The organism is Leptothrix mechoopdaensis (SeqCode), assembly GCF_053893855.1.
In genome coordinates this window covers 1,339,479-1,354,976 of the sequence record NZ_CM132699.1, presented here as the reverse complement: position 1 = coordinate 1,354,976, position 15,498 = coordinate 1,339,479, and the positions used below count along the sequence as shown (strand labels likewise).

General features: G+C 72.3%; 14 protein-coding genes. 11 read left to right on the top strand and 3 right to left on the bottom strand.

The window, feature by feature from the left end; translation table 11 throughout:
• Positions 1 to 22: 22 nt before the first annotated feature.
• From ACWA7K_RS06130 to ACWA7K_RS06120, 3 genes are all read right to left on the bottom strand, one after another.
• A complete protein-coding gene (locus ACWA7K_RS06130; RefSeq protein ID WP_456166670.1) occupies positions 23 to 979 on the bottom strand; it encodes an alpha-E domain-containing protein in 957 nt (318 codons plus the stop codon).
• Positions 980 to 1,055: 76 nt separating this feature from the next.
• The gene (locus tag ACWA7K_RS06125) at positions 1,056 to 2,489 is read right to left on the bottom strand and encodes a circularly permuted type 2 ATP-grasp protein (RefSeq protein ID WP_456166668.1); all 1,434 of its coding nucleotides are present in this window, start codon (positions 2,487 to 2,489) and stop codon (positions 1,056 to 1,058) included.
• Entirely contained in the window at positions 2,486 to 5,173 is a 2,688-nt protein-coding gene (locus tag ACWA7K_RS06120) for a DNA internalization-related competence protein ComEC/Rec2 (protein ID WP_456166666.1), read from the bottom strand. The genes ACWA7K_RS06125 and ACWA7K_RS06120 overlap by 4 nt, the downstream gene beginning before the upstream one ends.
• 136 nt (positions 5,174 to 5,309) lie before the next feature.
• Between ACWA7K_RS06120 and ACWA7K_RS06115 the strand changes: the two genes are divergently transcribed.
• The 11 genes from ACWA7K_RS06115 to ACWA7K_RS06065 all read left to right on the top strand — a co-directional run bounded on the left by ACWA7K_RS06115 (position 5,310) and on the right by ACWA7K_RS06065 (position 15,493).
• Positions 5,310 to 5,768, top strand: coding sequence for a RidA family protein (locus ACWA7K_RS06115; RefSeq protein ID WP_456166664.1), 459 nt, complete (start codon positions 5,310 to 5,312; stop codon positions 5,766 to 5,768).
• A gap of 16 nt (positions 5,769 to 5,784) precedes the next feature.
• On the top strand, positions 5,785 to 6,294 hold the full coding sequence (locus ACWA7K_RS06110; RefSeq protein WP_456166662.1) for a disulfide bond formation protein B: 510 nt from the start codon (positions 5,785 to 5,787) through the stop codon (positions 6,292 to 6,294).
• 226 nt (positions 6,295 to 6,520) lie between these two features.
• Positions 6,521 to 7,255, top strand: coding sequence for a lytic transglycosylase domain-containing protein (locus tag ACWA7K_RS06105; RefSeq protein ID WP_456210389.1), 735 nt, complete (start codon positions 6,521 to 6,523; stop codon positions 7,253 to 7,255).
• A gap of 144 nt (positions 7,256 to 7,399) precedes the next feature.
• Positions 7,400 to 7,843, top strand: a complete 444-nt coding sequence (gene gspG / locus ACWA7K_RS06100) for a type II secretion system major pseudopilin GspG (RefSeq protein WP_456166658.1) — start codon at positions 7,400 to 7,402, stop codon at positions 7,841 to 7,843.
• A gap of 31 nt (positions 7,844 to 7,874) precedes the next feature.
• On the top strand, positions 7,875 to 8,987 hold the full coding sequence (locus ACWA7K_RS06095; RefSeq protein ID WP_456166656.1) for a type II secretion system F family protein: 1,113 nt from the start codon (positions 7,875 to 7,877) through the stop codon (positions 8,985 to 8,987).
• Between the two features lie 5 nt (positions 8,988 to 8,992).
• Positions 8,993 to 10,750, top strand: coding sequence for a GspE/PulE family protein (locus ACWA7K_RS06090; RefSeq protein WP_456166655.1), 1,758 nt, complete (start codon positions 8,993 to 8,995; stop codon positions 10,748 to 10,750).
• Positions 10,751 to 10,769: 19 nt separating this feature from the next.
• A complete protein-coding gene (locus ACWA7K_RS06085) occupies positions 10,770 to 11,591 on the top strand; it encodes a hypothetical protein (RefSeq protein ID WP_456166653.1) in 822 nt (273 codons plus the stop codon).
• The gene (locus tag ACWA7K_RS06080; protein WP_456166651.1) at positions 11,588 to 12,217 is read left to right on the top strand and encodes a PilN domain-containing protein; all 630 of its coding nucleotides are present in this window, start codon (positions 11,588 to 11,590) and stop codon (positions 12,215 to 12,217) included. The genes ACWA7K_RS06085 and ACWA7K_RS06080 overlap by 4 nt, the downstream gene beginning before the upstream one ends.
• Positions 12,214 to 12,840 carry a GspMb/PilO family protein gene (locus ACWA7K_RS06075; protein WP_456166649.1) on the top strand — a complete coding sequence of 209 codons (627 nt, stop codon included), beginning with the start codon at positions 12,214 to 12,216 and terminating at the stop codon, positions 12,838 to 12,840. The genes ACWA7K_RS06080 and ACWA7K_RS06075 overlap by 4 nt, the downstream gene beginning before the upstream one ends.
• Positions 12,837 to 13,442, top strand: coding sequence for a hypothetical protein (locus tag ACWA7K_RS06070; RefSeq protein ID WP_456166647.1), 606 nt, complete (start codon positions 12,837 to 12,839; stop codon positions 13,440 to 13,442). Before ACWA7K_RS06075 ends, ACWA7K_RS06070 begins: the two co-directional genes overlap by 4 nt.
• Positions 13,439 to 15,493 (top strand): secretin N-terminal domain-containing protein, encoded by a 2,055-nt coding sequence (locus tag ACWA7K_RS06065; protein ID WP_456166645.1) that lies wholly within the window; start codon positions 13,439 to 13,441, stop codon positions 15,491 to 15,493. Before ACWA7K_RS06070 ends, ACWA7K_RS06065 begins: the two co-directional genes overlap by 4 nt.
• The last annotated feature ends 5 nt before the right edge of the window (positions 15,494 to 15,498 follow it).

Sequence of the window (15,498 nt, the reverse complement as noted above, 5' to 3'; positions counted from 1 at the left end):
GTAAGGAAAAGGCTGACCGCGCTCAGTGCGCGGTCACCAGGAAGTCGCGGCTGATGCCGGCACCCAGGTCGCCGACGCGGTCGAGGAACTGGGTCAGGTAGGCGTGCAGGCCGGTGGCGAGGATCTCGTCGATGCGGCCGTACTGCAGGTCGGCCTGCAGGCGTCCGGCGCGGCGCAGCGTCTCGGACGACTGCTCGTTGGCGACCAGCGCCAGGTTGCTGGTCACCTCGTGCGTGCAGGCGGCCAGCGAACGCGGCATGTCCGGACGCAGGATCAGCAGCTCGGCCACCTTCTCCGGCTGGATCACGTTGCGGTAGACCTTGCGGTAGACCTCGAAGCCGGAGACCGACCGCAGGATCGCGGTCCAGTGATAGAAGTCGTATTCGAGGTCACGCGCATCGGCCGCGCCGTAGAAGTCGCTCTCGACGGCGTGGAACTTCACGTCCAGCAGACGCGCGGTGTTGTCGGCCCGCTCCAGGAAGGTGCCGATGCGCACGAAGTGCAGCGCCTCGTCCTGCAGCATGGTGCCGACCTGCACGCCACGCGACAGGTGCGAGCGGAACTTGACCCACTCAAACACGGCCGACGGGTCGCGGTCGAAGGCCTTGTCGCGCAGCATCCGGTTGAACTCCAGCCAGGTCTGGTTGGTGGTCTCCCAGACCTCGGTGGTCAGCGCACCGCGCACCGCGCGGGCGTTCTCGCGCGCCGCGCGCAGGCAGCAGAAGATCGACGACGGGTTGCGCTCGTCGCGCAGCATGAAGTCCATGACCTTGCGGCCATCGACCGCGCCGTAGCGCGAGCCGTAGTCGCCGCTGAGCTCGGAGATGCTCAGCAGGCCGCGCCAGCCCAGTTCGCTGACGGCGGCCGATTGCGGCAGCAGCGAGGTCTGGTAGTTGACGTCCAGCATGCGGGCGGTGTTCTCGGCGCGCTCCATGTAGCGCGACATCCAGAAGAGGTGATCGGCAGTTCTCGACAGCATGGGAATGTTCCTTGGGACGTGTGCTTCGTGTTCTCGTGTGGACAGGCGTGGCGGGGGGACGCGGCGCGCGCGAGGCTCAGTCCTCGAGCACCCAGGTGTCCTTCGTGCCGCCACCCTGTGACGAGTTGACGACCAGCGAACCTTCCTTCAGCGCGACCCGGGTCAGGCCGCCCGGCACCATCTGCACCGTCTTGCCCGACAGCACGAAGGGCCGCAGGTCGATGTGGCGCGGCGCGATGCCCGAGTCGACGAAGGTCGGGCAGGTCGACAGGCTCAGCGTCGGCTGCGCGATGTAGTTCGACGGGTTGGCCAGCAGGTGCTGGCGGAAGTCCTCGACCTCGGCCCGGGTCGCCGCCGGGCCGACCAGCATGCCGTAGCCGCCGGCGCCGTGGACCTCCTTGACGACCAGCTCGGAGAGATGGGCCAGCACGTACTGCAGGTCTTCCTTGACCCGGCAGAGATAGGTCGGCACGTTGTTCAGGATCGGCTTCTCGCCGAGGTAGAACTCGATCATCTTCGGCACGTAGGGGTAGATCGACTTGTCGTCGGCCACGCCCGTGCCGATGGCGTTGGACAGCGTCACGTTGCCGGCCCGGTAGGCCGACAGCAGGCCCGGGCAGCCGAGCGTGGTGTCGGGCCGGAACGCGAGCGGGTCGAGGAAGTCGTCGTCCAGCCGGCGGTAGATCACGTCGACGCGGCGCGGGCCGCGGGTGGTGCGCATGAAGACGAAGCCGTCCTTGACGAACAGGTCCTGGCCCTCGACCAGCTCGACGCCCATCTGCTGCGCCAGGAAGGCGTGCTCGAAGTAGGCCGAGTTGTACATGCCGGGCGTCAGCACGACGACGGTCGGCTCGTTGACGCCACCGGGCGCGACGCTGCGCAGCGTCTCCAGCAGCAGGTCGGGGTAGTGCGCGACCGGCGCGATGCGGTGCTGCGCGAACAGCTCGGGGAACAGCCGCATCATCATCTTGCGGTTCTCGAGCATGTAGCTGACGCCGCTGGGCACCCGCAGGTTGTCCTCCAGCACGTAGTAGGTGCCGCTGCCATCGGCATTGGCGGCCCGCACGATGTCGATGCCGCTGATGTGCGAGTACACGCCGCCGGGCACGTCGACGCCGATCATCTCGGGCCGGAACTGGGCGTTGCGGGTGATCTGCTCGGCCGGAACGAGGCCCGCCTTGATGATCTCCTGGCCGTGGTAGACGTCGTGGATGAAGCGGTTCAGCGCGTTGACCCGCTGGCGCAGGCCCTTCTCCATCTCGCGCCATTCATGCGCCGGGATCACGCGCGGGATCAGGTCGAAGGGGATCAGCCGCTCGGTGCCCTCGCCGGAATCCTTGTCGCCGTAGACGGCGAAGGTGATGCCGACGCGGCGGAAGATCATCTCCGCCTCTTCGCGCCGGTCCTTCATCATGTCGCGCGGCTGGCTGCGCAGCCAGCGGTCGTAGGCCTGGTAGTGCTCGCGCACCGTGGCGCCCTGGGCATGCATCTCGTCGAACATCGTGGTCATGGTGTGGCTCGGTTGGACGGCAGGGGATTAGCAAATTCAAGGCCATCGGCGGCCAGGCCGCTGACATCGATCGGCGGATGCCAGTAGCGGTATCGCCGCCAGCGCTCGCACCCTTCTGGCGCAGGCCGGGCCTCCGGCGCACTGTGCCAGTGCCAGGCCCCGCACCGATCGGTGCGGATCACCCCGATGCCGTGCACACGATAGCGCGCCATCACCTCGTCGGCCGGATGGCCATACCGATTCAGGTGGCCGGCCTGCACCAGCGCCAGCCGGGGCCGGACGGCGTCCAGCCAGCCGTCGGTCGACGAGGTGCGGCTGCCGTGGTGCGGCGCGAGCATCAGCTCGGCGCGCAGGTGGGCCCGATCGCCGGCCGCGTCGGCGCGTTCGATCAGCGCCAGCTCCTGACGCCGTTCGATGTCGCCGGTCAGCAGCGCGACGCCCTGGCCGTCCGCGCCGGCATCGGCTGCGGCGATCCGCAGCACGCAGCTCACCGCGTTGGACGGCAGACGGCCGGCCTCGCGCATCTCCAGGTCGGCCGGCATCGGGTGCAGCAGCTCGAAGTCGACGCCGTCCCAGCGCCAGCGCAGCCCCGCATGGCAGGGCTGGTGCGGTGCCAGCCGGCGCAGCGGGTGGCCGGTCTCCAGCGAGGTCAGCAGCTGCCGCACCCGGCCAGCCCGCAGCAGCGCCATTGCGCCGCCGGTGTGGTCGGTGTCGCGGTGCGACAGCAGCAGCAGGTCGAGCCGCGCATGGCCCAGGGCGTCCAGCAGCGGCAGCAGCAGGCGCTCGCCGGGTTCGGCATCGAGCGGCGCCGGGGCTTCCAGGGCGGACGGCGGCGGCGTCAGCACCAACGGCGCGCCGGCACCCTTCAGCCGCATCGGGTCGGCCTGCCAGCCGCTGGCCGGGCCGCTGTCATAGAGCAGCACATGCCGGGCCGTGCGCACCAGCACCGCCTGGCCCTGGCCGACGTCCAGGCCGATCAGCTCGAAGCGGCCTTCGGGCGGGCGTTGCAACGGCGGCCACAGCAGACCCAGCAGCATCAGCGCGCCAACGCCGCGCAAGGCACCCGGCAGCGGCGACACCGCCAGCGCCGCGCCCAGGGCGGCCAGCAGCTGCAGCGGCAGTGGCGCGGCACCCGGGTTCCAGGCGCCCAGTGACGACGCCGCCAGCGCGTTCAGGCCATCCAGCCCGGCGACGGCCAGCGGGCCGGCCCACGACCAGAAACCCGGCCAGACCAGCCCGGCCATCGCCAGCGGCGTCAGCAGCCAGGTCACGAACGGGATCGCCAGCGCATTGGCCAGCAGGCCGACGGGTGCCAGCTGGTTGAAGAAGAGCAACGTCCACGGCGCCAGCCCGACGGTCGAGATGCACTGGCTGCGGGCATCGGCGCGCAGCCAGCCGAGCAGCCGCTGGCGATGGCTGTCGCGGGCGGGGGCGTCGCCCTCGGTCGTGTCGTCGGCAGGCTGTTCGCCGACGGTCCCCCGTTCCCCGCTCGCCATCAGCAGCGCCACCGCGACGAAGGACAGCCAGAAGCCGGCCTGCAGCGCCGCCCACGGATCGACCGCCAGCACCACCGCCGCGCACAGCGTCAGCACGCGCAGGCCGGGCCAGCGGCGAGCGCGTTCGCGCAGCAGCGTCCAGGTCGCCAGCATCAGCACCGTGCGCTGGGCCGGCACGCCCCAGCCGCAGGCCAGCGCGTAGGCAACGGCGGCCAGCAGACCGAGCCAGCGCGCCGCCTGCGGCGCCGGCAGCCAGCGCATCGCCCGTCGGCTGCGGCGCCACAGCCGGTCGGCCAGCGCTCGGACGATCAGCGCCCAGATCGTCAGGTGCAGCCCGCTGGCGGCCAGCAGGTGCGCCGTGCCGGTGGCCCGCACGCCGACCCAGTCGCGCGCGACGACGGCGGTCTGGTCGCCGATCACCAGCCCCGCCAGCAGCCCGGCCTGTCGCCGGTCGCCGACCTCGACGCGGATCTCGCGCCGCACCCGCTCGCGCCAGCGGTCGACCGCACCGAGCGGGTCGAACCCGGCCGCGTCGGCCAGCCGCTGCGGCGGATCGGCCCCCGCCGAACGCACCGAGGCACTGGCGCGCAAACCCCTTTCAAACAGCCACAGCTCGCCGTCCGGCAGATGCGGGTTGACGCGCGAACGCGGCAGCAGCAGCCGCACCGGCCAGCGCCAGCGTTGGCCGCTGGCCAGCGTGCCGCCGCCCCACGCACTTCCGTCGGTCGGCGCCCGCCACGACAACCACAGCCGCTGTGGCAGTTCGACGCCGGGCTGCAGCGTGCGGCCATCCTGGGTCGCCGACTCGATCTCCACCTCGGTGCGTGCACCGTCCGGGCGCTGCACCGGCAGGCCACGCACCACGCCGGTGAGGTGCACCACCGCGCCGTCCAGGGCCGGATCGAGCCGGTCGTCGAGCCGCCAGCCGGCGCGCAGGTCGCACGCCAGCCAGCCGGACAGGAAGCAGCCCAGACAGGCCAGCGCCACCGCCGAACGACGCCGTTGCCGCTTCGCGGCCAGAACCGCCAGGACCGCCAGCCCGCCCAGGCTCACCAGCATCGCCACGCGTTCGTCGACCGTCAGCAACCGGGCCTGCTGCAGCTGCCAGCCCAGTCCGGCCAGCGCCGCCAGCAGACGCAGCGGCAGGACCCGGTCGGGACCGGCGGGGGGCAAGGCGTCGACGGGCATCGTGGGTCCTGGAGAGCTGGGGGGCGCGCGAGCGGGAAGGGGCGCGCGGTAGCATCCCGCTCCTTCTTCGCCGCCCGGCTCCCCCATCGGGGGGTGTCGGGCCACCTTCCCGTCTCGCCTGACCGAGCCACACGCCATGACCATCGCCCAACGCCTGCAGGACCTCGGCATCGTCCTGCCCCCCGTCGCCGTGCCCGCCGCCGCCTACGTGCCCTTCGTGCGCAGCGGCAACCTGCTGTTCCTGTCGGGCCACATCGCCAAGCGCGACGGCCAGGTCTGGGCCGGCCAGCTCGGCCGCGAGATCGACACCGCCACCGGCCAGCAGGCCGCCCGCGCGGTCGCGATCGACCTGCTCGGCACGCTGCAGGCGGCGCTGGGTGACCTGGAAAAGGTGCAGCGCATCGTCAAGGTCATGAGCCTGGTCAACAGCGTGCCGACCTACACCGAGCAGCACCTGGTCACCAACGGCGCCTCGCAGCTGCTGGTCGAGGTGTTCGGCCCGGAACGCGGCGCCCATGCCCGCAGCGCCTTCGGCGTCGCGCAGATCCCGCTCGGGGCCTGCGTCGAGATCGAGCTGATCGCCGAAGTGGCCTGAGGCGGGGACGGCGCCCATGGCCCTCTCCTCCGCCCGCGCCCGCCGGCTCTGCCTGCTCGCCGGCCTGGCCGCCTGGGGCAGCGTCGGCGCGGCGTACTACGCCCAGCACGTGCTGCAGATGCTGCCCTGCCCCTGGTGCATCCTGCAGCGCATCCTGTTCCTGCTGGTCGGCGCCGGGCTGATCGGCCTGGCGGCCCTGCCCGACCGCCACGGCGGCATCGCCGAAGCCGGCCGCCGCACGCTGACCGCGCTGACCACCGCGCTGGCCGCCTGCGGTGTGGCGGCGGCGCTGTGGCAGAACCGGGTCGCCTCGAAGTCGGCCAGCTGCGACATGACGCTGGCCGACCGCGTCATCAGCGGCCTGGGCCTGGATGCGCAGTGGCCCGAGCTGTTCGAGGTCCGGGCCTCCTGCGCCGATGCAGCGGTCGACCTGTTCGGCGTGCCGTTCGAGCTGTGGAGCCTGGCGCTGTTCGTCGCGCTGGCCGGTGTCGCGCTGCAACGCTGGACGGCCCGCGACAGCGCCTGAACGGCAGCTGTACGGGCCTTGCCCATCCCCTGAATCGGGGCACCTTGCACACCTGCCCCCAATCGTGGGGGCCGCGGAAGTCGTCTCGGCACGGAGCTATGGTCTACTTCTTTGAGTGTTTGTCACTCAATGTTGCAGGTCGCTCCGTCCCGTGTTTTCCGCCCGTCCGCCCCTGGTGATGTCCCGACCGCAACGACACCGCGCCCGCCCGCTGCGGTGCTGTGTGGTGCATGGCGTCGTCGTGCTGGGCGCGCTGCTGGCGCTGCCGGCCGGGGCCCAGGTCTACGCCAGCGCACAGGCCGACGACGAGGCGGCACCGCTGGTGCTGTCGAACTTCGCCAGCGACGACACGCCGCGGCTGCTGATCGACGTGCCAGCCGCTGTCACGGCGGTCACCCCGCCAGCCACGGCCGTTGCAGCCGGATCGCCCGCCCCCGCTTCCGCCGAACCGATCGAGCCGCCCCGGATCAGCGTCGCCCCCGGCGTGCCGGCGACGCTGCTGCCGTGGTTCCAGCATGTCGGCCGCGAACACGCCCTGCCGGCCAGCCTGCTGATGGCGGTCGCGGCGGTGGAATCCGGCTTCAACCCGCGCGCCCGTTCGCCCAAGGGCGCCCAGGGCCTGATGCAGCTGATGCCCGCGACGGCCCGCCAGCTCGGCGTGCGGCAGGTCTGGGCCATCGGCGACAACCTGCGCGGCGGTGCCAGCTACCTGCGCGCGCTGCTGCAGCGCTACGCCGGCGACCTGGCACTCGCGCTGGCCGCCTACAACGCCGGCGAAGGCGCGGTGCAACGCGCCGGCAACCGCATCCCCGACATCGAGGAGACCCGCCTCTACGTCCCGAAGGTCATCGCCTGGCAGCGCCAGTACGCCGCCCATGACGCACAGCGTCCGCCGGCCCCTGCCAAGGCGCTGCGGACCGCCGCCGCATCGGCAGATCCTCCCGGGACCCGCACACCGTGACGAGGGTGACAGCAATCCGTCACGACCGGCCGCCGTCGCGCGCCGACATCGCCCCGTCCGCCACTAACGTCCAGACCCGTGACCCAGGCGCCCCGGTGCCGGGGCCTTCCGAAGCCGTTTACCGCACCGCACGCTGATCCATCCATGACGCAAGCCACGTTCCGCTCCCGCCTTGCCCGCCGCGCCGCCGCCCGTGGCTTCACGCTGCTCGAACTGCTGGTGGTGATGGTCATCATCGGCCTGCTCGCCGGCATCGTCGCGCCGCAGTACTTCTCGCAGCTCGGCAAGTCCAACGCCAAGGTCGCCAAGGCGCAGATCGAGTCCTTCGGCCAGGCGCTCGACCAGTACCGGCTTGACGTCGGCAGCTACCCCAGCACCGAACAGGGCCTGGCCGCGCTGCGGACCGCGCCGGCCGACCTGCCGCGCTGGCAGGGCCCCTACCTGAAGCGCGACATCCCCGTCGACCCGTGGGGCCGCCCGTATGTCTACGCCGCGCCCGGCCAGCACGGCGACTACGACCTGACCAGCCTGGGCAGCGACGGCCAGCCCGGCGGCGAAGGCGAAGCGGCCGACGTCAACAGCTGGTGACCGGAATCCTTCCCCAGATGAGCGTCCCCCGATGAGCGCACCCCGTCCCCGGCCCGGAACCGCCAGCGCCGCCGCCTCGCGCGGCGCGACGCTGGTCGGCGGCCTGAAGGAGAGCCGCCTCGACGAGGAACAGTTCGCCCACGACCTGGCGCTGATGCTGCGTTCGGGCCTGAGCCTCATCGAGGCGCTGCGCACCGTCGCCGAACGCCAGAGCGGCGGCGCGGCCCAGGCCATGAACCGCCTGCTCGAAGCCCTGCGCCAGGGCGAGACGCTGTCGACCGCATTGCAGGCCAGCGGGCACTTCAGCACGGCCATGCTGGCCTGCGTGAAGGCCAGCGAGCTGACCGGCGACCTCGGCGACGCGCTGGCCCGCTACGCCGCCAACGCGACCCGGCTGCGCCAGCTGCGCAGCAAGCTGATCTCGGCCTGCGTCTACCCGGCCCTGCTGGTGTCGGTGGCGACGCTGGTGGTGCTGTTCCTGCTGATGTACGTGGTGCCGCGCTTCGCGATGGTGCTGGAGGGCGCGGCGCGCGACATGTCGCCGCTGTCGCGCCTGCTGATCGACGTCGGCATGGCGCTGTCGGCCGTGCAGGGCCCCCTGCTGGCGGCGATGGTGGCCAGCGTCGGCCTGCTGGTCTGGGTGCTGCTGCGGGCCGCCCGGGCCGGCCGGCTCGGCACCATGATGATGAACGCGGCCGGCCGCCTGCCCTGGCTGCGCGGCCTGGTGCGGACCTACGGCCAGGCCCAGCTTGCCCGCACCGGCGCGATGCTGGTGCGCTCGGGCGTGCCGGCGCTGAAGGCGCTGGGCATGTGCCGCGCGCTGCTGTCGGCCCCCGACCAGCCCCGGCTGGACCGTGCGCTGGCGGCCGCCACCGGCGGTGCGCCGCTGGCGCCGTCGCTGCATGACAGCGGCCTGGTCGACACGCTGGGCCTGCGCGTGCTGCGCGTGGCCGAGCAGACCGGCGCGCTCGACACCGCGCTGGACCGGCTGGCCGACGTCCACGACGCGGTCGTCGAACGGGCCCTCGAACGCCTCGGCCGGGTCATCGAACCGGTGCTGATGCTGTTCATTGGCGGTGTCGTCGGCGGCATCGTCGTGCTGATGTACCTGCCCATCTTCCAACTCGCCGCAAGCATCCGCTGAGCCCCATGGACACCCCCAAAGAGACCGAACGCGGCGATCGCGGCGACACCGGCGGCTACACGCTGGACGACGGTGGCGCCGACCTGATGCAGGAGCAGGTCAACCTCGTCCAGCAACGCCTGCTCGACCGCTTCGAGGCCGAATCGCAGATCAGCAGCCAGGCCCACGCCCCCGTCCGCGAGGCCGCCTTCCGGCGCTGGCTCGGCGAGGCCAGCGGCATGCTGCTGGGCGACCTGCGCCAGGCCCGCACCGAACTGGCCGACTTCACGCTGATCCCGTTCGCGCAGGGCCAGCGCCGGCTGTGCGTGGCGCTGCGCCGGGCCGATCACGCCATCGACCTGGTGCTGGCCGACCCGTTCGACCGCGGCACGCGGCAATGGATCGAGTCCCGCCTGCGCGAGGGCGGCCATCCGCGCACGCGCTGGTATGTCGCCACCACCGGCGACGTGCAGGCCTTCTACGGCCGGCTGGAGCGCGAGACCCGCGCGCTGGCGGCCGACACCGGCAGCCTCGGCGGTGACGGCGAACGCGGCGACAGCGGCACGCTGGAGCTGTCGCTGGCGCAGATCAGCGCCGACGAGAGCCCCGTCGTCCGGTTTCTCAACGGCACGCTCTACGACGCGCTGCAGGCCCAGGCCAGCGACATCCACCTCGAATGCGGACCGCGCGGCCTGGTCGTGAAGTACCGCCTCGACGGCGTGCTGCAGAGCGTCAGCCGGCCCGAAGGCCGCGAGTTCGCCGACCGCGTGATCTCGCGCCTGAAGGTGCTGGCCGACCTCGACATCTCCGAGCGCCGGGTGCCGCAGGACGGCCGCCTGAAGCTCAGCCGCGCCGGCCGCGAGATCGACGTGCGCGTGTCGATCATGCCCAGCAGCTACGGCGAGGACGCGGTGCTGCGGATCCTCGACCGCTACCAGCTGGCGGCCGACCAGACCCTGTCGGTCGACCACCTCGGCTTCGACGACCACGCCGCCAGCTTCATCCGCCGGCTGGCGCAGATGCCTTACGGCCTGCTGCTCGTGACCGGTCCGACCGGTTCGGGCAAGACGACCACGCTGTACGGCGTGCTGTCGGAGATCCACACCGGCCAGGACAAGATGATCACGATCGAGGACCCGGTCGAATACCAGCTGCCCGACGTCCTGCAGATCCCCGTCAACGAGGCCAAGGGCCTGACCTTCGCGCGCGGCCTGCGCTCGATCCTGCGCCACGACCCGGACCGCATCATGGTCGGCGAGATGCGCGACGCCGAGACCGCGCAGATCGCCGTGCAGGCGGCGCTGACCGGTCACCAGGTCTACGCGACGGTCCACGCCAACAACGTGTTCGACGTCATCGGCCGCCTGGCCAGCATGGGCGTCGACCCGTACAACCTCGTGGCCGCCCTCAACGGCGTGGTCGCGCAACGGCTGGTGCGGGTCATCTGCCCGCACTGCACCGAGCCGGTCAAGCCCGATGCCGAGCTGCTGGCCGCCAGCGGCCTGGACGACAGCGTGTTCGACCTGCCGTGGCGCTTCCAGCGCGGCCGCGGCTGCAGCCACTGCCGGGGCACCGGCTACAAGGGCCGCCGCGCCATCGCGCAGACGATGGCGCTGGACATCGAGCTGAAGAGCCTGATCGCCGAACGCGCCAGCCCCTCGCTGCTGCGCGCGGCCGCCGAGAAGCGCGGCCTGATCACGCTGCGACAAGCCGCCCTGGCCTTCGTGAAGGCCGGCGTCACCACCCTGGAGGAAGCCAATCGTGTCACTGCGGTTCAAGAGTGAGCTCCGCCTGAACCTGCGCATGCGCAGCTGCCAGGCCGAGCTGCTGCCGGCCGGGTGGAACAGCCGCCCGATCGCGGTGGCCAGCGGCTCCGGCGAAGGCGCGGGTGCGCTGACGGCGGCGCTGTCGGCGCTGCGTCTGGCCGACATCGACGAGCTGCCGCGACAGGCCGCGCTGACGGTCGCCGACGAGTACCTCTACTACCTGCTGCTCGACGAGGACCTCGGCTGGGGCGCCGCGCTGCAGGAGGCCACGCTGCGCTTTGCCGCCGACCTGGGCCGCGACGACCTGCGCGTGCAGGTGCTGCCGCTGCGCAACGGCGAACGCTGGCTGGCGGTGGCGGCGGCCGAACCCGATGTGCAGGCCTGGACCGAGGCGCTGTCGATGTCGGGCGTGCAACTGCAGCACCTGCATGCGGCGCTGGTCGAGGACCTGCGCCGGCTGGCGCCACAGATCCCCGAGAACGACGCCGTGCTGGCGCTGCTGCGCGAGGAAGGCATGTCGCTGGTCCACGTCCGCGACGGCCTGCCGGCGCAGCTGGCCTGGGAACGTTTCGAGGCCGCCGATGCGGTGACGATGGAACAGCGCCTGCGTGCCTTCGTGCGCAGCGTGCCGCAGGCCGACGAATGTGTCGTCTACCTGCTGCCCGAGAGCCAGGCGCTGTGCCGCTACGTTTGGGGCGGCGGTCAGGGCGGAGGCCACGGCCAGGCCGGCGCGCTGGTGCCGGCGCCGCTGGACGGCATGCCGCGCCCGAGCACGATGCCGCTGGGCGCACGCGGTGCGGCCGCCTCGCTGCAGGCGTCCGGCACGGGCACGTCAACCGGCACGGGAGGTGCGGCATGAAGCGCATCCACGGACTCGACCTGCTGAACGATCGCCAGACGCCCTGGGGCGGCTGGCTGCTGGCCGGCGTCGGCGTGCTGCTGGCGGGGCTGGCCGCCCTGCCGCTGCTGCCGCTGCGGGCCGACATCGAGGCCCGCAACCAGGCCCTCAGCGCCGAGCGCCGCGCCAGCGCGGCGGCCGATGCGCCGATCGAGCTGTCGGCCAACGACCGCCGCCGTCAGGCCCAGGCGCGCCGCCTGCTGGTCCAGCTGGAGGCGCCCTGGAACGAGCTGTTCAACCTGCTCGAACAGAACGCCGACCCGCAGGTCGGCCTGCTGCGGCTCGAACCGGATGCCGCCAGCGGCCAGATCCGCGTGATGGCGCTGGCCCGCAGCCTGGGCGCGATGGCGGCCTGGCTGCGCCGGCTGGAGAACGATCCGCACCTGGCCGACGTGCAGATCGTCCAGCACCAGATCGAGGAGCAGCTGCCGGGCCGCCCGGTGCGCTTCAACATCGTCGCGCGCTGGCGCGATGCGGCGGGTCGTGCCGGCCCGGCCGGCAAGCCGCGTCAGGCCGATGCCGGAACGCCCGCCACCGCCGCCACCCCCGTGCGCACCGCCGCCACCGAGCCGGGAGTCGCCCGATGACCGATGTCCTGAACCCCCTGCCGCCGCCCAGCCGGCGCGGCCCGCCGCTGCTGCGACGCCTGGCCGTGGCCTGGCGCCTGCACATCGGCCGCCCCGGCCTGATCGGCCTGGTCGGCGTGCTGGGCGCGCTCTACCTGGTCGGCGTCGAGGCGCCGTCACTGATGCAGCGTCAGGCCGACCTGGCCCGCCGTCAGGCCGCCGCCCAGGCCGAGGCCGCGCAGGCGCCGGCCTCGCGCAGCCGGCCGGCCCGCATGGCCGCCGTCAGCAACGCGATCGCGCTGCTGGAAAGCCTGCCGCCGCCGACCCAGCGCGGCGCGGACCTGACCCGGCTGGTCGAGCTGTCGCACCAGCTGAAGGTCGAGCTGTCCCGCGGCGACTACGCGGTCGAGCGCCTGGACCCGGCCGCCGACGCCGCCGCGCTGGGCGACGAGGCGATCTCGCAATGGCGCCTGCAGCTGCCGGTGCGCGGCAGCTACGCGCAGCTGCGCCGCTTCACGGCCGAGATGCTCAACACGATGCCGCACGTCGCGCTCGACGGTCTCCAGATCGACCGGCCCGACACGCAGCAGGCCGAACTGGAAACCACCTTGCGCATCACCTTCTTCTATCGGGGGCGGACATGAGCGCGGCCGCCTCGAACCGGAAGACCTGGCTGTGGGCCGCCGCTGCGGCGGTGGTCGCGTGGTCGGGCTGGATCGTCATCAAGGGCGACGACACGGTCGAGCCGGTCGCCAAGGCCGACCGCGCCCGCCTGCCCGTGCAGCGCATGAGCCCGACCGGGCCGGGCACGGCGCTGGCCGGCGCCGCAGCAGCCGATGCCGCCGCCCCTGCGGCCAGCGGCGCCACGCTGGTCGCCGCCGCCCGGCTGGAACCCGCCGCCCGGGCCGATGCCTTCGGCGCGCGCAGCTTCGAGCCGCCGCCGCCACCGCCACCGAAGGCCGCCCCGGTGGTCGCCGCACCGCCGCCGCCGCCGGCCGCGCCGGTGGTCGCGCCACCGCCGCCGCCGCCCACCCTGCCCTACAAGTTCGTCGGGATGCTCGAGACGCTGCCCAGCGCCAAGCCCCAGGTCTTCCTGTCGATCGGCGACAAGCTGCTGGTCGCCGCCGCGGGCGATGCGCTCGATGGCGGCTTCCGCCTCGAGGCCATCAAGCCGACCGAACTCGTCTTCATCCACGTGCAGCAGGGCGTGACCGTGCGCATGCCCCTATCCGGAGCTCCCTCGTGAAGAGTACCTATCGCCGCCCCCTGTCCCGGCTGACCCTGGCCTGCGCCGTGGTGCTGACGGGCTGCGCCGCCCAGCGCGCGCACGACGACGGCCTGAACGCCCTGGCCCAAGGCCGCACCGGTGAAGGCCTGCAGCACCTGCGCCAGGCCAGCGAGCAGGATCCGGGCAACGCCCGCTACCGCATCGACTACCTGTCGCAGCGGGCCCTGGCGACGCAGAACATCTGCAACCGCGCCGACGAGGCCCGCGCCAAGGACCAGTTCGACGAGGCCGCCCGCCTCTACCGCGAGGCGCTGTCGCTCGATCCCGCCAACGAACGCGCCCAGCGCGGCCTGCAGGCCGTGCAGGACCTGCGCCGCATCGAGGTCGTGCGCGGCCAGGTCGACAGCCAGCTCAAGGGCAAGCAGCTTGAACAGGCGGCCGAGACGGTGCGCCGGGCCCAGCGCGAGCTGCCGAACCGGCCCGAGCTGACGCTGCTGGCCCGCCAGGTCGACGACCGGATCGAATCCGAGCGTGTCGAGCGTGAACGCAACGCCGGCCTGGAGGCCGCCTTCAAGCGCCCGGTGACGCTGCAGTTCCGCGATGCCAACGTGAAGATGGTGTTCGAGGCGCTGTCGCGCACCGCGAACATCAACATCATCCTGGACCGCGACGTGCGGGCCGACCTGCGCACGACGATCTACGTCCAGAACGCCTCGGTCGAGGACACGCTCGACCTGATCCTGCTGCAGAACCAGCTCGACAAGCGCGTGCTCAACGGCAACACGCTGTTCATCTACCCGGCCACGGCGGCCAAGCAGCGCGAGTACAACGAGCTGAAGGTGCGCAGCTTCCAGCTGAGCAACATCGAGGCCACGCAGATGGCCACGATCATCAAGACGATGCTCAAGACACGCGACGTCGTCACCGATGCCAAGACCAACTCGCTGGTCATGCGCGACACGCCGCAGGCGATCGCGGTGGCCGAGAAGCTGATCGCGGCCAACGACGTGCCCGATCCCGAGGTGATGCTGGAGGTGCAGGTGCTGGAAGTCTCGGCCGACCGCACCTCCAACCTGGGGCTGAAGTTCCCCGAGAGCTTCACCGTCTCGACGCCGTCGACCGCCACGACCGTCGGCGCGCTGCGCGGCCTGGGCACCGACGACCTGACGGCCAGCAGCCTGAGCCTGGGGCTGAACCTGCTGCTGCAGGACACCGACACCAACATCCTCGCCAGCCCGCGCATCCGCGCCCGCAACAAGGAGAAGGCGCGCATCCTCGTCGGCGACAAGGTGCCCGTCATCACCAACCTGATCTCGCCGCAGCAGAACGGCACCAACTCGGTCATCACCGGCTCGGTGCAGTACGTCGACGTCGGCATCAAGCTGGAGGTCGAGCCGCAGGTCTATGCAGATTCGGACGTCGGCATCAAGGTCAACCTCGAGGTCAGCAACATCGCCAAGACGATCACGACCGCCTCGGGCGTGGCCTACCAGATCGGCACCCGCAACGCGACCACCGCGCTGCGGCTGCGTGACGGCGAGACGCAGGTGCTGGCCGGCCTGATCAACGACCAGGACCGCAGCACCGCCAGCAAGCTGCCGGGCCTCGGCCAGCTGCCCATCCTGGGCCGGCTGTTCAGCTCGACCAACTCGTCGGGCGGCAAGACCGAGATCGTGCTGTCGATCACCCCGCACATCGTGCGGGCCACGGCGACGCCGGAAGCCCGCCTGGGCGAGATCTGGTCGGGCACCGAATCGAACGTGCGTGACCGGCCGCTGCGCATCGACCCGATCGGCTCGGTGAAGTCGACCCCGGCGACGGGTGGCAGCGTCGGCACCAGCGGGGGTGCCGGTGGGGCCGGTGGTGCGGGTGCAGCGGCCACGGGTGCCAGCGCCCCGCGCCTGACCGGACCGGCCCGCGCCAGCCTGCCGGCCCGGCGCGTGCCCGGCTCGCCGGCCGGCGCGCCAGCGGCGGTCGCGCCCAGCCCGGCGCAGCCCGACGAGGCCCCGGTCGACGTCGCGCCGACGCCGGCGCCGACCGAGGAAGAGACCGCACCGGTCGCCCAGTGAACCTC

Bases quoted from the DNA above. Each gene is read 5' to 3' on its own strand.
- ACWA7K_RS06080 (WP_456166651.1), top strand. From the start codon at position 11,588: ATGAAGCGCATCCACGGACTCGACCTGCTGAACGATCGCCAGACGCCC.
- ACWA7K_RS06120 (WP_456166666.1), bottom strand. From the start codon at position 5,173: ATGCCCGTCGACGCCTTGCCCCCCGCCGGTCCCGACCGGGTCCTGCCG.
- gspG (WP_456166658.1), top strand. From the start codon at position 7,400: ATGACGCAAGCCACGTTCCGCTCCCGCCTTGCCCGCCGCGCCGCCGCC.
- ACWA7K_RS06075 (WP_456166649.1), top strand. From the start codon at position 12,214: ATGACCGATGTCCTGAACCCCCTGCCGCCGCCCAGCCGGCGCGGCCCG.
- ACWA7K_RS06130 (WP_456166670.1), bottom strand. From the start codon at position 979: ATGCTGTCGAGAACTGCCGATCACCTCTTCTGGATGTCGCGCTACATG.
- ACWA7K_RS06085 (WP_456166653.1), top strand. From the start codon at position 10,770: ATGCGCAGCTGCCAGGCCGAGCTGCTGCCGGCCGGGTGGAACAGCCGC.
- ACWA7K_RS06090 (WP_456166655.1), top strand. From the start codon at position 8,993: ATGGACACCCCCAAAGAGACCGAACGCGGCGATCGCGGCGACACCGGC.
- ACWA7K_RS06110 (WP_456166662.1), top strand. From the start codon at position 5,785: ATGGCCCTCTCCTCCGCCCGCGCCCGCCGGCTCTGCCTGCTCGCCGGC.
- ACWA7K_RS06070 (WP_456166647.1), top strand. From the start codon at position 12,837: ATGAGCGCGGCCGCCTCGAACCGGAAGACCTGGCTGTGGGCCGCCGCT.
- ACWA7K_RS06115 (WP_456166664.1), top strand. From the start codon at position 5,310: ATGACCATCGCCCAACGCCTGCAGGACCTCGGCATCGTCCTGCCCCCC.
- ACWA7K_RS06095 (WP_456166656.1), top strand. From the start codon at position 7,875: ATGAGCGCACCCCGTCCCCGGCCCGGAACCGCCAGCGCCGCCGCCTCG.
- ACWA7K_RS06125 (WP_456166668.1), bottom strand. From the start codon at position 2,489: ATGACCACGATGTTCGACGAGATGCATGCCCAGGGCGCCACGGTGCGC.